15 protein-coding genes are annotated in these 13,495 nt (G+C 68.4%); 7 read left to right on the plus strand and 8 right to left on the minus strand.

The features are described from left to right. The first annotated feature begins 78 nt into the window (after nucleotides 1-78). A complete protein-coding gene (locus ACT9F5_RS11705) occupies nucleotides 79-330 on the plus strand; it encodes a BolA/IbaG family iron-sulfur metabolism protein (RefSeq protein WP_445120138.1) in 252 nt (83 codons plus the stop codon). A 3-nt stretch (nucleotides 331-333) separates the two neighbouring features. Beyond that, a complete protein-coding gene (gene murA, locus ACT9F5_RS11710; protein WP_445120139.1) occupies nucleotides 334-1,605 on the plus strand; it encodes a UDP-N-acetylglucosamine 1-carboxyvinyltransferase in 1,272 nt (423 codons plus the stop codon). Between the two features lie 189 nt (nucleotides 1,606-1,794). On the opposite strand, the gene ACT9F5_RS11715 is transcribed toward murA, so the two are convergent. Genes ACT9F5_RS11715 through purM form a run of 4 tightly spaced genes read right to left on the minus strand, consistent with a single transcriptional unit; the run spans nucleotide 1,795 to nucleotide 5,255 of the window. Continuing rightward, nucleotides 1,795-2,517, minus strand: coding sequence for a DUF3108 domain-containing protein (locus tag ACT9F5_RS11715; protein ID WP_445120398.1), 723 nt, complete (start codon nucleotides 2,515-2,517; stop codon nucleotides 1,795-1,797). A 6-nt stretch (nucleotides 2,518-2,523) separates the two neighbouring features. Then, nucleotides 2,524-3,318 (minus strand): DUF3108 domain-containing protein, encoded by a 795-nt coding sequence (locus tag ACT9F5_RS11720; RefSeq protein WP_445120140.1) that lies wholly within the window; start codon nucleotides 3,316-3,318, stop codon nucleotides 2,524-2,526. Between the two features lie 5 nt (nucleotides 3,319-3,323). Further along, nucleotides 3,324-4,046 carry a phosphoribosylglycinamide formyltransferase gene (gene purN, locus ACT9F5_RS11725; protein WP_445120141.1) on the minus strand — a complete coding sequence of 241 codons (723 nt, stop codon included), beginning with the start codon at nucleotides 4,044-4,046 and terminating at the stop codon, nucleotides 3,324-3,326. Between the two features lie 9 nt (nucleotides 4,047-4,055). Further along, nucleotides 4,056-5,255 carry a phosphoribosylformylglycinamidine cyclo-ligase gene (gene purM, locus ACT9F5_RS11730; RefSeq protein WP_445120142.1) on the minus strand — a complete coding sequence of 400 codons (1,200 nt, stop codon included), beginning with the start codon at nucleotides 5,253-5,255 and terminating at the stop codon, nucleotides 4,056-4,058. A gap of 111 nt (nucleotides 5,256-5,366) precedes the next feature. Between purM and ACT9F5_RS11735 the strand changes: the two genes are divergently transcribed. From ACT9F5_RS11735 to hda, 3 genes are read left to right on the plus strand one after another with little or no spacing between them, the layout of a single operon-like run. Further along, nucleotides 5,367-6,458, plus strand: a complete 1,092-nt coding sequence (locus tag ACT9F5_RS11735) for a DUF2066 domain-containing protein (RefSeq protein ID WP_445120399.1) — start codon at nucleotides 5,367-5,369, stop codon at nucleotides 6,456-6,458. Between the two features lie 13 nt (nucleotides 6,459-6,471). Continuing rightward, entirely contained in the window at nucleotides 6,472-7,620 is a 1,149-nt protein-coding gene (locus ACT9F5_RS11740) for an AI-2E family transporter (RefSeq protein ID WP_445120143.1), read from the plus strand. Then, nucleotides 7,617-8,348, plus strand: coding sequence for a DnaA regulatory inactivator Hda (hda, locus tag ACT9F5_RS11745; RefSeq protein WP_445120144.1), 732 nt, complete (start codon nucleotides 7,617-7,619; stop codon nucleotides 8,346-8,348). The genes ACT9F5_RS11740 and hda overlap by 4 nt, the downstream gene beginning before the upstream one ends. A 131-nt stretch (nucleotides 8,349-8,479) precedes the next feature. Here the strand turns inward: hda and murU are convergent, their stop codons facing one another. The 4 genes from murU to ACT9F5_RS11765 all read right to left on the minus strand — a co-directional run bounded on the left by murU (nucleotide 8,480) and on the right by ACT9F5_RS11765 (nucleotide 12,205). Further along, nucleotides 8,480-9,211: an N-acetylmuramate alpha-1-phosphate uridylyltransferase MurU gene (gene murU, locus ACT9F5_RS11750; protein ID WP_445120145.1), complete on the minus strand. Its 732-nt coding sequence runs from the start codon at nucleotides 9,209-9,211 to the stop codon at nucleotides 8,480-8,482. A 13-nt stretch (nucleotides 9,212-9,224) separates the two neighbouring features. Then, a complete protein-coding gene (locus tag ACT9F5_RS11755) occupies nucleotides 9,225-10,241 on the minus strand; it encodes a phosphotransferase (protein ID WP_445120146.1) in 1,017 nt (338 codons plus the stop codon). Nucleotides 10,242-10,382: 141 nt separating this feature from the next. Continuing rightward, a complete protein-coding gene (locus ACT9F5_RS11760; protein ID WP_445120147.1) occupies nucleotides 10,383-10,646 on the minus strand; it encodes a GlsB/YeaQ/YmgE family stress response membrane protein in 264 nt (87 codons plus the stop codon). Nucleotides 10,647-10,699: 53 nt separating this feature from the next. Further along, nucleotides 10,700-12,205, minus strand: a complete 1,506-nt coding sequence (locus tag ACT9F5_RS11765; RefSeq protein WP_445120148.1) for a M20/M25/M40 family metallo-hydrolase — start codon at nucleotides 12,203-12,205, stop codon at nucleotides 10,700-10,702. Nucleotides 12,206-12,403: 198 nt separating this feature from the next. Between ACT9F5_RS11765 and ACT9F5_RS11770 the strand changes: the two genes are divergently transcribed. After that, nucleotides 12,404-12,706 (plus strand): helix-hairpin-helix domain-containing protein, encoded by a 303-nt coding sequence (locus ACT9F5_RS11770; RefSeq protein ID WP_445120149.1) that lies wholly within the window; start codon nucleotides 12,404-12,406, stop codon nucleotides 12,704-12,706. A gap of 198 nt (nucleotides 12,707-12,904) precedes the next feature. Further along, complete coding sequence (locus ACT9F5_RS11775; RefSeq protein ID WP_445120150.1) at nucleotides 12,905-13,495, plus strand: HutD family protein; 591 nt, start codon at nucleotides 12,905-12,907, stop codon at nucleotides 13,493-13,495.

Raw genomic sequence — 13,495 nt, forward strand, 5'->3', positions numbered from 1 at the left:
CATCGCGGGGCGGTTCATTCAATGCTCACCCGTGCGATGCCCACTTGCGCATTGCCCACTCAACCGGTTCCGACTCCCTTGAATCCCGACACCATCAAATCCCTGATCGAGCAAGGCCTGCCCGGCGCCCTCGCCGACGTGCGCGGCGACGACGGCGTGCATTTCGAGGCGACCGTCATCAGCGACGCGTTTGCCGGCAAGTTGCCGCTCGCGCGCCATCGGATGGTCTACGCGACCCTTGGTGATCGCATGGGTGGCGAGATCCACGCGTTGGCATTGAAGACGCTGACACCGGTCGAACGTGCTTCTGCAACACAAGGGCAGGCCTGACCGATGCAGAAGATCGTGGTCGAGGGCGGCGTCCCGCTAAATGGCGAGGTAACGATTTCCGGCGCAAAGAACGCAGTGCTGCCGATCCTGTGCGCGACGCTGCTGGCCGACGCGCCGGTGGCGATCCGCAACGTGCCGCACCTGCATGACGTGGTGACCACGGCCAGGCTGCTGGCCGAGATCGGTGCCGGCGTCAGCTTCGACGAGCGCGCGCCAGGCGGAAGCGGGAGCATCACCGTCGACCCGACCACCGTGCACAGCCAGGTCGCGCCCTATGAACTGGTGCGGACCATGCGTGCCTCGGTGCTGGTGCTCGGTCCGCTGTTGGCCCGTTATGGCCACGCCGAGGTGTCGCTGCCCGGTGGCTGCGCGATCGGCTCGCGCCCGGTCGACCTGCACATCAAGGGCCTGCAGTCGCTGGGTGCGGACGTCACGGTCGAGAACGGCTTCATCAATGCCCGCGCCGACCGCCTCAAGGGCGCGCGCCACGTGTTCGAGATGGTCAGCGTCGGCGCGACCGAGAACGTGCTGATGGCGGCGACCCTTGCCGAGGGCACCACCATCCTCGAGAACGCCGCGCTGGAGCCGGAGATCGTCGACCTCGCCGAATGCCTGAAGGCGATGGGCGCGAAGATCGAGGGCGCCGGCACCGGACGGATCGTGATCGAAGGTGTCGAGCGGCTGCACGGCGGTACCCATTCGGTGGTGCCGGACCGGATCGAGACCGGCACCTTCCTGGTCGCCGCGGCGATGACCGGCGGCCGCATCACCGCGCGCTGCTCGCGGCCGGACACGATGAAGGCGGTACTGGACAAGCTGGTCGAGGCCGGCGCCGACATCGATTGCATCGACGACCGCATCACCCTCGACATGCACGGCCGTCGGCCGAAGGCAGTCAACATCACCACCGCACCGCACCCGGCGTTCCCGACCGACATGCAGGCGCAGTTCATGGCGATGAACTGTGTTGCCGACGGCGTGGGGGTGATCAACGAGACGATCTTCGAAAACCGCTTCATGCACGTCAACGAACTGCTGCGGCTCGGTGCCGACATCCGCGTCGACGGCCACACCGCGGTGGTGCGCGGCGTCGACCAGCTCAGCGGCGCGCCGGTGATGGCGACCGACCTGCGTGCATCGGCCTCGCTGATCCTGGCCGGCCTGGTGGCGCAGGGCGAAACCACCATCGACCGGATCTACCACCTGGATCGCGGTTACGAGAACATCGAGGAAAAACTGTCGGGGCTGGGGGCGAAGATCCGCCGCATCGGGTGACCCGCCGTCACCGGCCTTTCGGTCGCTGGCCTTTCGTAGGAGCGGCTTCAGCCGCGATCGGTAATCGGCATGGGCGACCCACCATTCGATCGCGGCTGAAGCCGCTCCTACGAAAGACCAGACAGCGTCGCTACGAAAAACGCCCCGCATTGCGGGGCGTTCGGGGCTCGAAGCTGATTCGGTCGCGCGTCAATGCACCGACTTCACCCGCAGGTCGATCGCGTCCTCGCCATCCTCGCGTTGCAGAATCCGCGCAGGCACCGGCATGCCGTCCACGACCCACGCGATGGTCTGCTTGTCGCCGTCGGTGTTGACCAGCTTGGTCGCCTGTTTCTGCTCGCCGCCGACGCTGATCTTCTCCTTGCCGGCGACCTTGTAGCTCATCTGCTTGACCCGGCCGTTGTCGACCATGCGGTAGTTCAACGGCTTGCCGGCTTCCAGGTCGCGCACCAGGGCGAGGTTGATCATCAGCGCGTCGAGATCGCCGGGCTTGAGCTTGACCGGGCCGGCACGATCGGCCTTGACGTCGCCGCTCCAGCTCGCGACGCCCTTGGACCAGTCGTAGGTCGCGTTCTTGTCGGACTTCTTGACCAGCACGTTGGACGAGTCCTTGCTGCTGACCGGACGCCACTGGCCGCCGTTCTCCTCGAACACGGTGCTCTGGCTCAGCGATGCCAGCGAGTTGCTGATGTCGAGGCTGTAGCGCCAACGGTCATCGCCGGCCGGGGCCAGGGTCATCTTGCCGTTGGCCTGCATGCCCATGTAGCTGGCCTGGTAGTCGGCGCTGAACGGTTCGACCGCCTGCGCGGGAAGGCTGGCCACGGCCAGCAACGTTGCCGCGGCAGTCGCGGCGAACAGTGCGTGCAGCCGCGAGCGGGGCTTGTCCAGCGTGCGTGCGTGCGTCGTCGTCATCGCCATTCAATCAACTCCTCTGTATTCGACCAGGCGCAAGTCATAGGTGTCTTCGCCGTTTTCGCGTTGCAGGATGCGGATCGGGGTGGGGACGTTGCGGGCCACCCAGATCACGGTCTCCTCGTTGGCGTCCTTGGCCCGGGTGGCTTTCATCGCCTTGTAGGACAGGTTGCCGACGGTGATGCTGTCGACCTGTCCGGCGACGACGTAGGTGTGGTCGCGCGTGCGGCCATCGTCGACGAACCGGTAGTGCAGGGTCTTGCCCGGCTCGGCGTCGCGGATCACCGCGAGGTTGATCAACAGGCCGGTCATGTCGCCGGCCTCCAGCGCGACCGGGCCCGGATGGTCCTCATCGACCTCGCCCTCCCAACGCGCCGCATTCGAACGCCAATCGTAGAAGCCGATGGTTTGCTTGCGCGTGAATATCGACTTGTTGACCGTCGCCTGGGTCAGCGGGCGGTAAGTTTCACCGGCCACGTCGAACACGGTGCTCTGTTCGGCGTTGATACCGGCCAGGCCGAACAGCCCGCGCGTGCCGCGCATGACCAGGTCGACCCGCCAGCGCGGCGGTTGCTGCCGGACCAGTTGCATGGTTGCCTCGCCAAGCGGCTTGCCGGCCTTGTAGACCAGGTAATTGGCGACGAACGGCTGCAGCGCCGGCTCGGGTGCCGGCACATCGGCTTGCGCGGCAGTCGCAACCGACGCCGCTTCCTGTGACGGGGCTGCCTGCGGTGGCGTTTGCGCCATTGCCACCAAGGGCAGCAACAGGGCGAGGGCGGCGGGAAGCAACGGTCGGCGCATCGGGTTCATCGCAGGAAAGGTGGAGGCGGACGGGTGGGGGTTGCCGGCGGCAGGGCCGGTTCGGGGAGGACAGTGCCAGTGCCAAGCTGAAGCGGAGCCGACAGCGGCTGGCCGTCGAGCTCGACCCGCGATCCGTTGGCCGGCCCGGCCAGTCGTACCCGGCCGGAAACCAGCCATTGCAGCGTCGCCAGCAACAGTGGGTGTTCACGGGCCAGCACGCGCTGCGCCAGTCGCTCGGCATCGTCACCGGGCTCGACGGCAACCCGGGCCTGTGCGATCACCGGCCCGCCATCGAGCTCGGGAGTCACGTAGTGGACGCTGGCGCCATGCACGCTGGCACCCGCATCAAGCGCCTGCTGGTGCGTGTGCAAGCCCTTGAACGCGGGCAGCAGCGACGGATGGATATTGATGATGCGGCCGTGCCGCGCGCTGACTTCGCGCGCGCTGAGCAGTCGCATGTAGCCGGCGCAGACGATCAGGTCGGGAGCAACGGCATCGACCTGGCTGAACAGATTTTCATCGCACGCCGTGCGGCTGGCGAAATCGCGCGGACGGACCGCGATCGCCGGCACGCCGATGTCGCGCGCGCGTTCCAGCGCGAACGCCGAGGGCTTGTCCGAAAAAACCCCGGCCAGCTCGGCGGCGAGGTGGCCGCCGTCGATTGCATCGATGATCGCCTGCAGGTTGCTGCCGCGGCCGGAGGCGAGGACCGCGATGCGGAAAGCCACGGTGTCGCCTCAGCCGATATGCACGCGCTCGCCATCGGCGGCCGGGACGACCTCGCCGATCCGGCGATGGGCCAGCGCCAGGCCTTGCAGTTCGGCCTCGACCGCGGCCACTTCGCCCTGCGGCACCACCAGCACGAAGCCGACGCCGCAGTTGAAGGTGCGCCACATCTCGACGTCGGCCACCGCGCCCTCGCGCTGCAGCCAGTCGAACACTGGCGGCAGCACGATGGCGGAGGCCTCGATCCGCAACCCGAGTCCGTCCGGGATCACCCGGATGATGTTCTCGCTCAGCCCGCCACCGGTGATGTGCGCCATCGCGTGGATGGCGTTGCCATGGGCGCCGCGCAGCAGCTCCAGCACCGGTTTGACGTACAGCGCGGTCGGCGCCATCAGCGCGTCGAGCAACGGCACGCCGCCGACATCGACATCGGCCGGCCGGCCTGCGCGATCGAAGATCCTGCGGATCAGCGAGTAGCCATTGGAGTGCGGACCCGACGAGGCGATGCCGATCAGCACGTCGCCGGCCTCGACCCGGGCGCCGTCGCGCAGTTCGGACTTTTCGACCGCGCCGACGGTGAAGCCGGCCAGGTCGTACTCGCCGGGGCCGTACATGTCGGGCATCTCGGCGGTCTCGCCGCCGATCAGCGCGCAGCCGGCTTCCTCGCAGCCGCGGGCGATGCCGCCGACCACCGCCACCGTGGTGTCGATGTCGAGCTTGCCGGTGGCGAAGTAGTCGAGGAAGAACAGCGGCTCGGCGCCCTGCACCAGCACGTCGTTGACGCACATGCCGACCAGGTCGATGCCGATGGTGTCGTGGCGGCCGAGTTGCTGGGCAAGTTTCAACTTCGTCCCGACGCCATCGGTGCCCGAGACCAGCACCGGCTCGCGGTACTTGCCCGACAGGTCGAACAGCGCGCCGAAGCCGCCCAGCCCGCCCATCACCTCGGGCCGGAAGCTGCGCTTGACCAGCGGCTTGATCCGCTCGACCAGTTCGTTGCCCGCGTCGATGTCGACACCGGCATCGCGGTAGGTCAGCGGGGTGGGGGGCGTGGGTGCATCGGGAGTGGAGGCGGTCACGTCGGGCTCGAGGGCGCGGGGAATCCTCGATTTTAGCAGCCGCCGTCGGCCCGGCGCTTCCCGCGTCAGCGCGGCTAGCCGCCTGGCTTCAATGGACGTACCGGCCCCCGTGGGGCACCATTTCCCGCACACCCACCCCCAGGGACAACGATGGCGCGCGCAAACGCTGTGGCAACCGATGCGGCAATCGGCCGCAACGCCCGGAGTACCGGCCTGCGATGGCTGCTCGCGGCAGGCGTGGCGATGCTGTTGCTGGCCAGCTTCGCCGCCTCGGCGCAGCGGGTCGAGGGCACGCGTGCCGCGGCGCAGGGCGTGTATTCGGCCGAGGTCGAGGTCAACACCCAGGGCGCCGGTGAACGCGACACCGCCTTCGCCCGCGCGCTGGCGCAGGTGCTGGGCAAGCTGTCGGGCGACCGCAACGCCGCGTCCCAGCCCGGCATGGCGCAGGAGTTGCGGCAGGCCGAGCGTTACGTCGAAGGCTTCGACTACCGCCAGGACGAAGGTGTTTCGGCCAGCGGCGCGCCCAGCTTCGACACCATGCTGGTGGTGCGCTTCGACCAGGACAAGGTCGATTCACTGGCCGCCGCGATGGGCCTGGCGGTCTGGCCGCAGCCGCGCCCCAAGCCGGTGTTGTGGCTGGCGATCGACGACGGCAGTGGCCCGCGCCTGGTCGGCCTGTCGAAAGCGGCCGCGGCGAGTTCGACCCTCGATCGCGCGAAGAAGCGCGGTTATCGGCTGGGCCTGCCCAATGGCAGCGCCGCCGAACAGGCCGTGGTCGGTGCGATCTGGCGTGGCGACACCGCCGCGGTCGCGCGCGCATCCCGCCGTTACAGCCCGCCGATGCAGCTGATCGGCAAGCTCTACCGCAACGACGGTGGCTGGAAGGCTGACTGGATCTTCGTCGACAACGGCAGGGTACTGTCGCGCTGGAGCGAGGAAGGCACCAACGCGCGGCAGGTCATGGCCACCGGCGCCGACGGCGCGGCCGATGCGTTGATGAAGCGCTATGCCAAGCGTTCCGAAGCGGGTCCGCCGGGAACCTACCGGGTCGCCTTCACCGGGCTCGACAGCGCCGATGACTACGTGCGCCTGTCGGGCTACCTGCAACAGCTGGCGGTGGTGCGCGGCATCACGCCGTTGAGCGCGACGCCACAGTCGGTGGAGTTCAACCTCGACCTGGTCTCGGGCCTGTCCGGCCTCGCGCGCATGGTCGCGGGTGACGACGTGCTGGCGGCAAGCGCCCTCGGCAGCCCGCTGGACGGCATGGACACGGCTGTCGATGGCCAGCCCGACGACGTTGGCGAGCGCGCCCCGGCCGTATACCGGCTGCGCTGAAGGACCTGCCTTGATGGAACACAACCATCCGCTGGACGACATCGCCCGGTTCCTGCGGCGGCTGCAATGGACGGCACTCGGGGTAGGCCTGTGCTGGCTGCTGTGGCTACTGGCGCCGATCCTGACCCCGTTCGTGCTCGCGGCCATGCTGGCGTGGCTGGGCGATCCGCTGGCCGACAAACTGCAGCGCGCCGGCCGCTCGCGCAACGCCGCCGTCGCCCTCGTGTTCACCGCGATGGCCTTGCTGGTGATCCTGGCGCTCGTGTTGCTGGTCCCGACCATCGAGGACCAGATCCACACCCTGGTGCTGTCGATGCCGAAGTACCAGGCCTGGTTCATGCAGACCGCGCTGCCGTGGGCCGAGGCCCGCACCGGTATCGAGCTGACGCGCTGGCTCGACATCGGCAGCCTGATCGACCTGGTCCGCGACAACTGGGAGCGCGCCGGCGGTGTCGCATCCACCCTGCTGGGCTACATGTCGCGATCGGGTTTCGCGCTGTTGGCGCTGGTCGCCAACGTGGCACTGCTGCCGATCATCACGTTCTTCTTCCTGCGTGACTGGGACCTGTTGGTCGCCCGCGTGGCATCGCTGGTGCCGCGCGACCACCTGGCTACCACCAGCCGCCTGGCGCGCGAGTCCAGCGAGGTGCTCGGCGGGTTCCTGCGTGGCCAGTTCCTGGTAATGCTGATCCTCGGAGTGATGTATGGCGTCGGGCTGTGGGGCGTTGGCCTCGATCTCGGCATCCTGATCGGCATCATCGCCGGGTTGCTGACGTTCGTGCCGTACGTAGGCCCCGCCAGCGGCATCATCCTGGGTTGCATCGCCGCGCTCGTGCAGTTTGGCGACTGGCAACACGTCGCGGGTGTGCTCGTGGTGTTCGGCCTCGGCCAGGTGATCGAGAGTTACTGGCTGACACCCAAGCTGGTCGGCGACCGGATCGGGTTGCATCCGGTCGCGGTGATCTTCGCGGTGCTGGCCGGCGGCCAACTGTTCGGATTCCTCGGCATGTTGCTGGCACTGCCGGTGGCCGCCATCGCCAACGTGCTGCTGCGCTATGCGCAGGAGCGCTACACCCACAGCCGGCTGTACGCCGGCGAGCAACCTGCGATCGTCATGGACCGTGCGACGGGCACCTATCCGCGCGAACCGGAAGGCGAGTGAAACCGGGGGCGCCCGGCGAGCGGCCGACGCCCGCGTCGCCCGGACCGCAACTGCCACTGGCGCTGCGTTATCCGCCGGACCAGCGGCTGGATACGTTCGTCGGCGCCGCCGCGGGCGCCATCGAGCAGTTGCAGGCACTGGCCGACGGCGGCAGTGGGGACTGGCTGTACCTGGCCGGTCCCGGGGGCGTCGGCAAGACCCATCTGTTGCTGGCCACCTGCGCCGCCGTGGAGGCATCCGGTCGGCGTGCCGCCTACCTGCCGCTGGCCGCCGCGGCAGGTCGCGCCGGGGATGCGTTGCACGCGTTGGAAGGCAACCACGTGTTGGCGTTGGACGGACTGGAGGCGATTGCCGGGAACCGTGGGGACGAGGTCGCCCTGTTCGACGCGCACAACCGCGCGCGCACCGCGGGCAGCCGGATCATCTACGCCGCCCGCGCGACGCCCGACGCGCTCGGAATCGGCTTGCCCGACCTGCGTTCGCGGCTCGCGCAGTGCAGCCGGATCGCCCTGCAACCGCTCGATGAGCAGGGCCGTCGCGAGGTGCTGCGCCAGCGTGCCCGTCGGCGTGGCTGGGTGCTGGAGGAGACCGCGCTGGACTGGCTGCTGAAGCGGGTCGAGCGCGACATGGCCGGCCTGACCGCATTGCTGGACAAGCTCGACCGCGCATCGCTGGCGGCGCAGCGGCGCATCACCGTGCCGTTCCTGCGGCAGTTGCTGGGTGGGTGAGCGGAGCCCGCTGATTCCGGCTCTGGCAGGGCTCCTTTATCCGGCTCTTTTCGGGTTCTTGTAGGAGCGGCTTCAGCCGCGATGGAGAGTCGGACGCACGCGCCGGCTCCAGATCGCGGCTGAAGCCGCTCCTACAACCGGCCGGGGCTGGCGCGCAGCTGTCCGTCCAGTTCGGCCAGCCGCCGTGGCGTGCCGACATCAGTCCAGCGGCCGCGATGGTGCTCGCCACTGACCCGCCCACGCGCCATCGCCGCGCGCAGCAGCGGCGCCAGCTTGAAGCGCGGCGGTTGTTGGTCGACGCCTTCGGCCGCGCCGATGACCTGTTCCCAGTCGTCCAGCAGCGACGGTCGATACAGGCCGATGCCGGCGAACGTGAGCCGTGGTTCGCCGTCGGCCGAGAGCCAGCCACCGTCGCCCAGCGAGAAATCGCCGCCGGGATGTTGCGGCGGGTTGTCGACCATCACCAGATGCGCATCACCGACCGGTTCATCGGGAAGCGCGGTGAAGTCGTAATCGGTCCAGACGTCGCCGTTGACCGCGATGAACGTTGCGTCCGGGCCGGCCCCGTCGCGGAGCAGGGCCAGCGCGTGGTGCATGCCGCCGCCGGTTTCCAGTGGAGTGGCGCCTTCGTAGGAAAAATGCAGCCGCAGGCCCCAGCGCGCGCCGTCGCCGAGCGCCTGCGGGAACTGGTCGGCCAGCCAGCTGGTGTTGACCACGACCTCGCGCACGCCGCGTGCCGCCAGTTTTTCCAGGTGCCAGGCGATCAGTGGCTTGCCGCCGGCTTCGAGCAGCGGCTTGGGCGTGCGATCGGTCAGCGGCCGCATGCGTTCGCCGAGGCCCGCGGCGAGGATGAGGGCTTTCATGCCATCGCCTTCATCACAGCGTCGGCCGCACGTGGCGGTCGATGATCGCGGCCAGTGGCGCAAACTCGGGATACTTCGGCAACACCGCGTCGAGATAGGCGACGAAACGCGGGGCGTCGGCGAGGTATTTCGGCTTGCCGTCGCGATGGTTCAGGCGCGCGAAGATTCCCATGACCTTGAGGTGGCGTTGCACTCCGATCAGGTCGGCATCGCGGCGGAAGCGCGCGAGCGCCGGTACCGGCAGCCCGGCTGCGAGCGCGCGGGCATGGTAGCGGTCGAGCCAGCCGTCCACCCGGGCTTCGGGCCAGCCCAGGAACGCGTCCTTGAACAGGCTCAGTGGATCGTAGGCGATCGGTCCGCGCACCGCGTCCTGGAAATCGAGCACGGCCGGGCCATCGGCGGGATCGCCTGCCACCGGCATCAGGTTGCGCGGCATGAAATCGCGGTGCACGAACACCTGCGGCTGCGCCAGCGCGGCATCGACCAGGCGGCGGTACGCCAGTTCCAGCTCCTCCAGTTCCCCGCAGTCGAGCGCGACGCCGAGGTGCCGGCCGAGGTACCACTCGTCGAACAGGCGCAGTTCACGGGCCAGCAAGGCCTCGTCGTAGGCGGGCAGGTCGGCGGGGCAGGGCAGTGCCTGCAGCTTCAGCAACTGGCCGATCGCGGCGTCGAACAGGGCGTCGGCGTTGTCATCGTCGATGACCTGCAGGTAGGTGTCGACGCCGAGGTCTTCCAGCAGCAGGAAGCCGGCATCGGTGTCCGTCGCCAGCACCCGGGGTACCCGTACGCCGTTGCTTTCAAGCAACTCGCGGATGTGCAGCCATGGCCGCGCGTCCTCCTTGTCCGGTGGCGAGTCCATCACGATCAGGGTGGGGGCGTCGATCGCGTCGCCGGCGCTGGCGCGCCAGTAGCTGCGGAAGCCGGCGTCGGTCGAGGCGCGGGCGAGCGCGAGTCCGGCATCACCGGTGGCGGCACGGGCCCAAGCCAGGCGCGCGGCGGCGCGATCGGGGCAGTCGACAGGCTGGGTCATGCGGGCTCCGGGGCGGCATCGGCCGCAGAGCGCACAGGTTACCGGTCTGCCATGCCGCAGGGAATCGCGCACAGCGGTGAATGCAAGACACCCCGGCAAGGGCCGGGGTGTCGGATAACGCGTGGCAATTGTGGAAAGACGTCAGCCTGGCCGGTCGACCTTCTTGCCGCTGACCATCTGGTAGATGACGAGCAGGATGATCGCAGCGATGATCGCGATCACCCACACCACGAACCGGTTGGAAACCCCGAGCATGCCGGCGATGTAGCCGCCGGCGACCGCGCCGAGGATTCCGAGCAGGATCGTCATGATCCAGCCCATCGGGTCGGCGCCCGGCTTGAAGAAACGTGCGAGGACGCCGATCACGGCGCCGCCGATGATGTACCCCAGAATGCCATCGAACATGATTGCTCCTCAGCCTTGGTTGGTACCGCCGCCCGATCCTAACAGCAACTGTCCTAGCAGCAACCGTGCTCGCCGCGCTCCTGGGTGCTGGCCGCGGCCGCCACGCCGGTGGTCTCGCCGCGCGTGCCGGCCTGGTGGTGGGCGGCGATCACGTGGGCGACGCAGGCGGTGACCCGCTTGCCCATCGGGATGTGCAGGAACTCGTTGGGGCCGTGCGCGTTGGAATGCGGCCCGAGCACGCCGGTGATCATGAACTGCGCGCCCGGGAACTTCTCGCCGAGCATGCCCATGAACGGGATCGAGCCGCCTTCGCCCATGTACATCGCCGGCTTGCCGAAGAACGCCTGGCTGGCGTCGTCGATCGCCTGGCTCAGCCATGGCGACAGCGCCGGGGCGTTCCAGCCGGTCGAGGATTTTTCCAGTTCCAGTTCGACATGTGCGCCATTGGGCGGGTTGTCGAGCAGGGTGCGCTTGAGGATCTCGCCGGCCTTCTTGCCATCCAGTGTCGGCGGCAACCGCAACGACAGCTTCACCGCGGTGTGCGGGCGCAACACGTTGCCGGCCGAGGCCAGCGGCGGGATGCCGTCGATGCCGGTCACCGACAGCGCCGGGCGCCAGGTGCGGTTGAGCACCAGTTCACCGAGGTCGTCGCTCATCGGCTGCATGCCGTCGAGCAGCGGGAACTTGTCGAACACCGCGCTGCCGAGCACCTCGGCGCACTTGCGGGCCTGCTCCAGACGCTCGGCCGGGACCTCGACGTGCAGGCCCTCGACGATGATCCGGCCGGTGTCCTCGTCCTCCAGCCGCGACAGCAGCTGGCGCAGCAGGCGGAAGCTCGACGGCACCACGCCGGAGGCATCGCCCGAGTGCACACCCTCGTCGAGCACTTTCACCGTGAAATTGCCGCCGGCCAGGCCGCGCAGCGAGGTGGTGCACCACAGTTGTTCGTAGTTGCCGCAGCCCGAGTCCAGGCAGACCACCAACGACGGCTTGCCGATGCGGTCGGCGAGATGGTCGACGTAGGCCGGCAGGTCGTAGCTGCCGGACTCCTCGCAGGCCTCGATCAAGATCACGCAGCGCGCATGCGGCAGGCCCTGCTCCTGCAGCGCCAGGATCGAGGTCAGCGAGCCGAAGATCGCGTAGCCGTCGTCGGCGCCGCCACGGCCGTACAGCCGGTCACCCTTGATCACCGGTTTCCACGGGCCGAGGTCGTCGTCCCAGCCGGTCATCTCCGGCTGCTTGTCGAGGTGGCCGTACAGCAGCACCGGGTCCTCGTCGCTGCCACCGTTGGCGGCCGGGATGTCGACGAAGATCAGCGGCGTGCGGCCTTCCAGCCGGACCACCTCGACCTGCATCCCGGCGATCGGCTGTGCCTTCGCCCAGGTTTCCATCAGCACGACCGCCTGCTCCATGTAACCGTGCTCGACCCAGTCGGCGTCGAACATCGGCGACTTGTTCGGGATGCGGATGTAGTCGACCAGTTGCGGAACGATCTCGTCATCCCACTTGCCCCCCACGAAGCTCTCGACAAGCGCGGAATCGAACGTGCTGGCAGCCATGGGCGGACCTCGGGAATGCAAAGAAAGCCATTGTAACGCCGTTGCCGTAGGGCTTTTCCTACACCGCGCGGCGGCATCGTCCGGGATGCGGGTGGAGGTTTCGCCAATGGGCGGGGAAGGGGCGTGGGCCGAGACTTTGGCCACCGGCAAAGGATTGCCTGCCGGAACACGAAACCCAACTTTCCCCAGGAGTCCACCATGAAATTTCTTTCCGTCGTCGCCAGGTCGCTGTTGCTGTCGTTGCTGTTCGCTGGCTCCGCCTTCGCTGCCGACCAGGTCAACATCAACACCGCCGATGCCGCCACCCTCGACGAGGTGCTGGTCAACGTCGGCCCGTCCAAGGCCAAGGCTATTGTCGACTACCGCGAGGCCAACGGCGCGTTCCGCAGCGCCGAGCAACTGGCGATGGTCAAGGGCATCGGCCTGAGCACGATCGAGAAGAACCGCGACCGGATCGTTGTCGGTGGCGCCAAGAGCAAGAAGGCCAAGAAGGCCAAGTAACCCACGTAACCCACGCGCGCGGGAATGAAATCCGCGCCGGGTGCGCAGATACGGGCCTGGATGCCCACTGGACATCGGGAGCTTCCCGGACATGGATGTGCGCCGGCCACCACGGAAGGATCCGCGGTGGCCGGCAACTTTTTGCACCTGCAAAATCGGCGTCGCTAGACTGGTCGCACTCCACCGGACCTTCCGCCCATGAGTGTCGCCCCCGGGTCGCGCGTCATCCCCGCCAACGAGTACCGCCGCGAGCGCTGGCGCAACCAGCTCGGCTGGACCCGCGAGATTTGCCGCGGCGGCGATGCCGACGATTGGGACTGGCGCCTGTCGATCGCCGAGATCGAGCGTGACGCGGCGTTTTCGACCTTTCCCGGCGTCGATCGCGAGCTGGTGCTGCTGGCGGGCAACGGCCTGCGCCTGCGCTTCGACGATGGCGATACGGTCGAGTTGCAGCCGCCGCACGACAGGCACCGCTTCGCCGGTGAACGTGCGGTCAGCGGCGAACTGCTCGACGGCATCACCCACGACTTCAACCTGATGTGGCGGCGCGAGCGCGTGCAGGCCGATCTGTGGCATCGGCCACTGGTCGGGCCGATGGTGATCTTTGCCGAACCGCGGGCGACCTGGGCGGTGCACCTGGTCGCAGGACAGGCGCGGTTTGCCGACGACTCCGGCCTGCCGCCGCTGGCTACCGGCGACACCGCGATCCTCGCTGCGGGCGAGGATCGCTTGCGGCACGTGCTCGAGGGCGGAGGCGAGGCGCTGTTGATCCGTATCGCGCCGCGCTGA

The organism is Lysobacter sp. F6437 (assembly GCF_052547215.1).

Bases quoted from the DNA above. Each gene is read 5' to 3' on its own strand.
- ACT9F5_RS11765 (WP_445120148.1), bottom strand. From the start codon at position 12,205: ATGGCTGCCAGCACGTTCGATTCCGCGCTTGTCGAGAGCTTCGTGGGG.
- ACT9F5_RS11760 (WP_445120147.1), bottom strand. From the start codon at position 10,646: ATGTTCGATGGCATTCTGGGGTACATCATCGGCGGCGCCGTGATCGGC.
- ACT9F5_RS11715 (WP_445120398.1), bottom strand. From the start codon at position 2,517: ATGACGACGACGCACGCACGCACGCTGGACAAGCCCCGCTCGCGGCTG.
- murA (WP_445120139.1), top strand. From the start codon at position 334: ATGCAGAAGATCGTGGTCGAGGGCGGCGTCCCGCTAAATGGCGAGGTA.
- ACT9F5_RS11775 (WP_445120150.1), top strand. From the start codon at position 12,905: ATGAGTGTCGCCCCCGGGTCGCGCGTCATCCCCGCCAACGAGTACCGC.
- murU (WP_445120145.1), bottom strand. From the start codon at position 9,211: ATGAAAGCCCTCATCCTCGCCGCGGGCCTCGGCGAACGCATGCGGCCG.
- ACT9F5_RS11720 (WP_445120140.1), bottom strand. From the start codon at position 3,318: ATGCGCCGACCGTTGCTTCCCGCCGCCCTCGCCCTGTTGCTGCCCTTG.
- ACT9F5_RS11735 (WP_445120399.1), top strand. From the start codon at position 5,367: ATGCTGTTGCTGGCCAGCTTCGCCGCCTCGGCGCAGCGGGTCGAGGGC.
- ACT9F5_RS11740 (WP_445120143.1), top strand. From the start codon at position 6,472: ATGGAACACAACCATCCGCTGGACGACATCGCCCGGTTCCTGCGGCGG.
- ACT9F5_RS11770 (WP_445120149.1), top strand. From the start codon at position 12,404: ATGAAATTTCTTTCCGTCGTCGCCAGGTCGCTGTTGCTGTCGTTGCTG.
- ACT9F5_RS11755 (WP_445120146.1), bottom strand. From the start codon at position 10,241: ATGACCCAGCCTGTCGACTGCCCCGATCGCGCCGCCGCGCGCCTGGCT.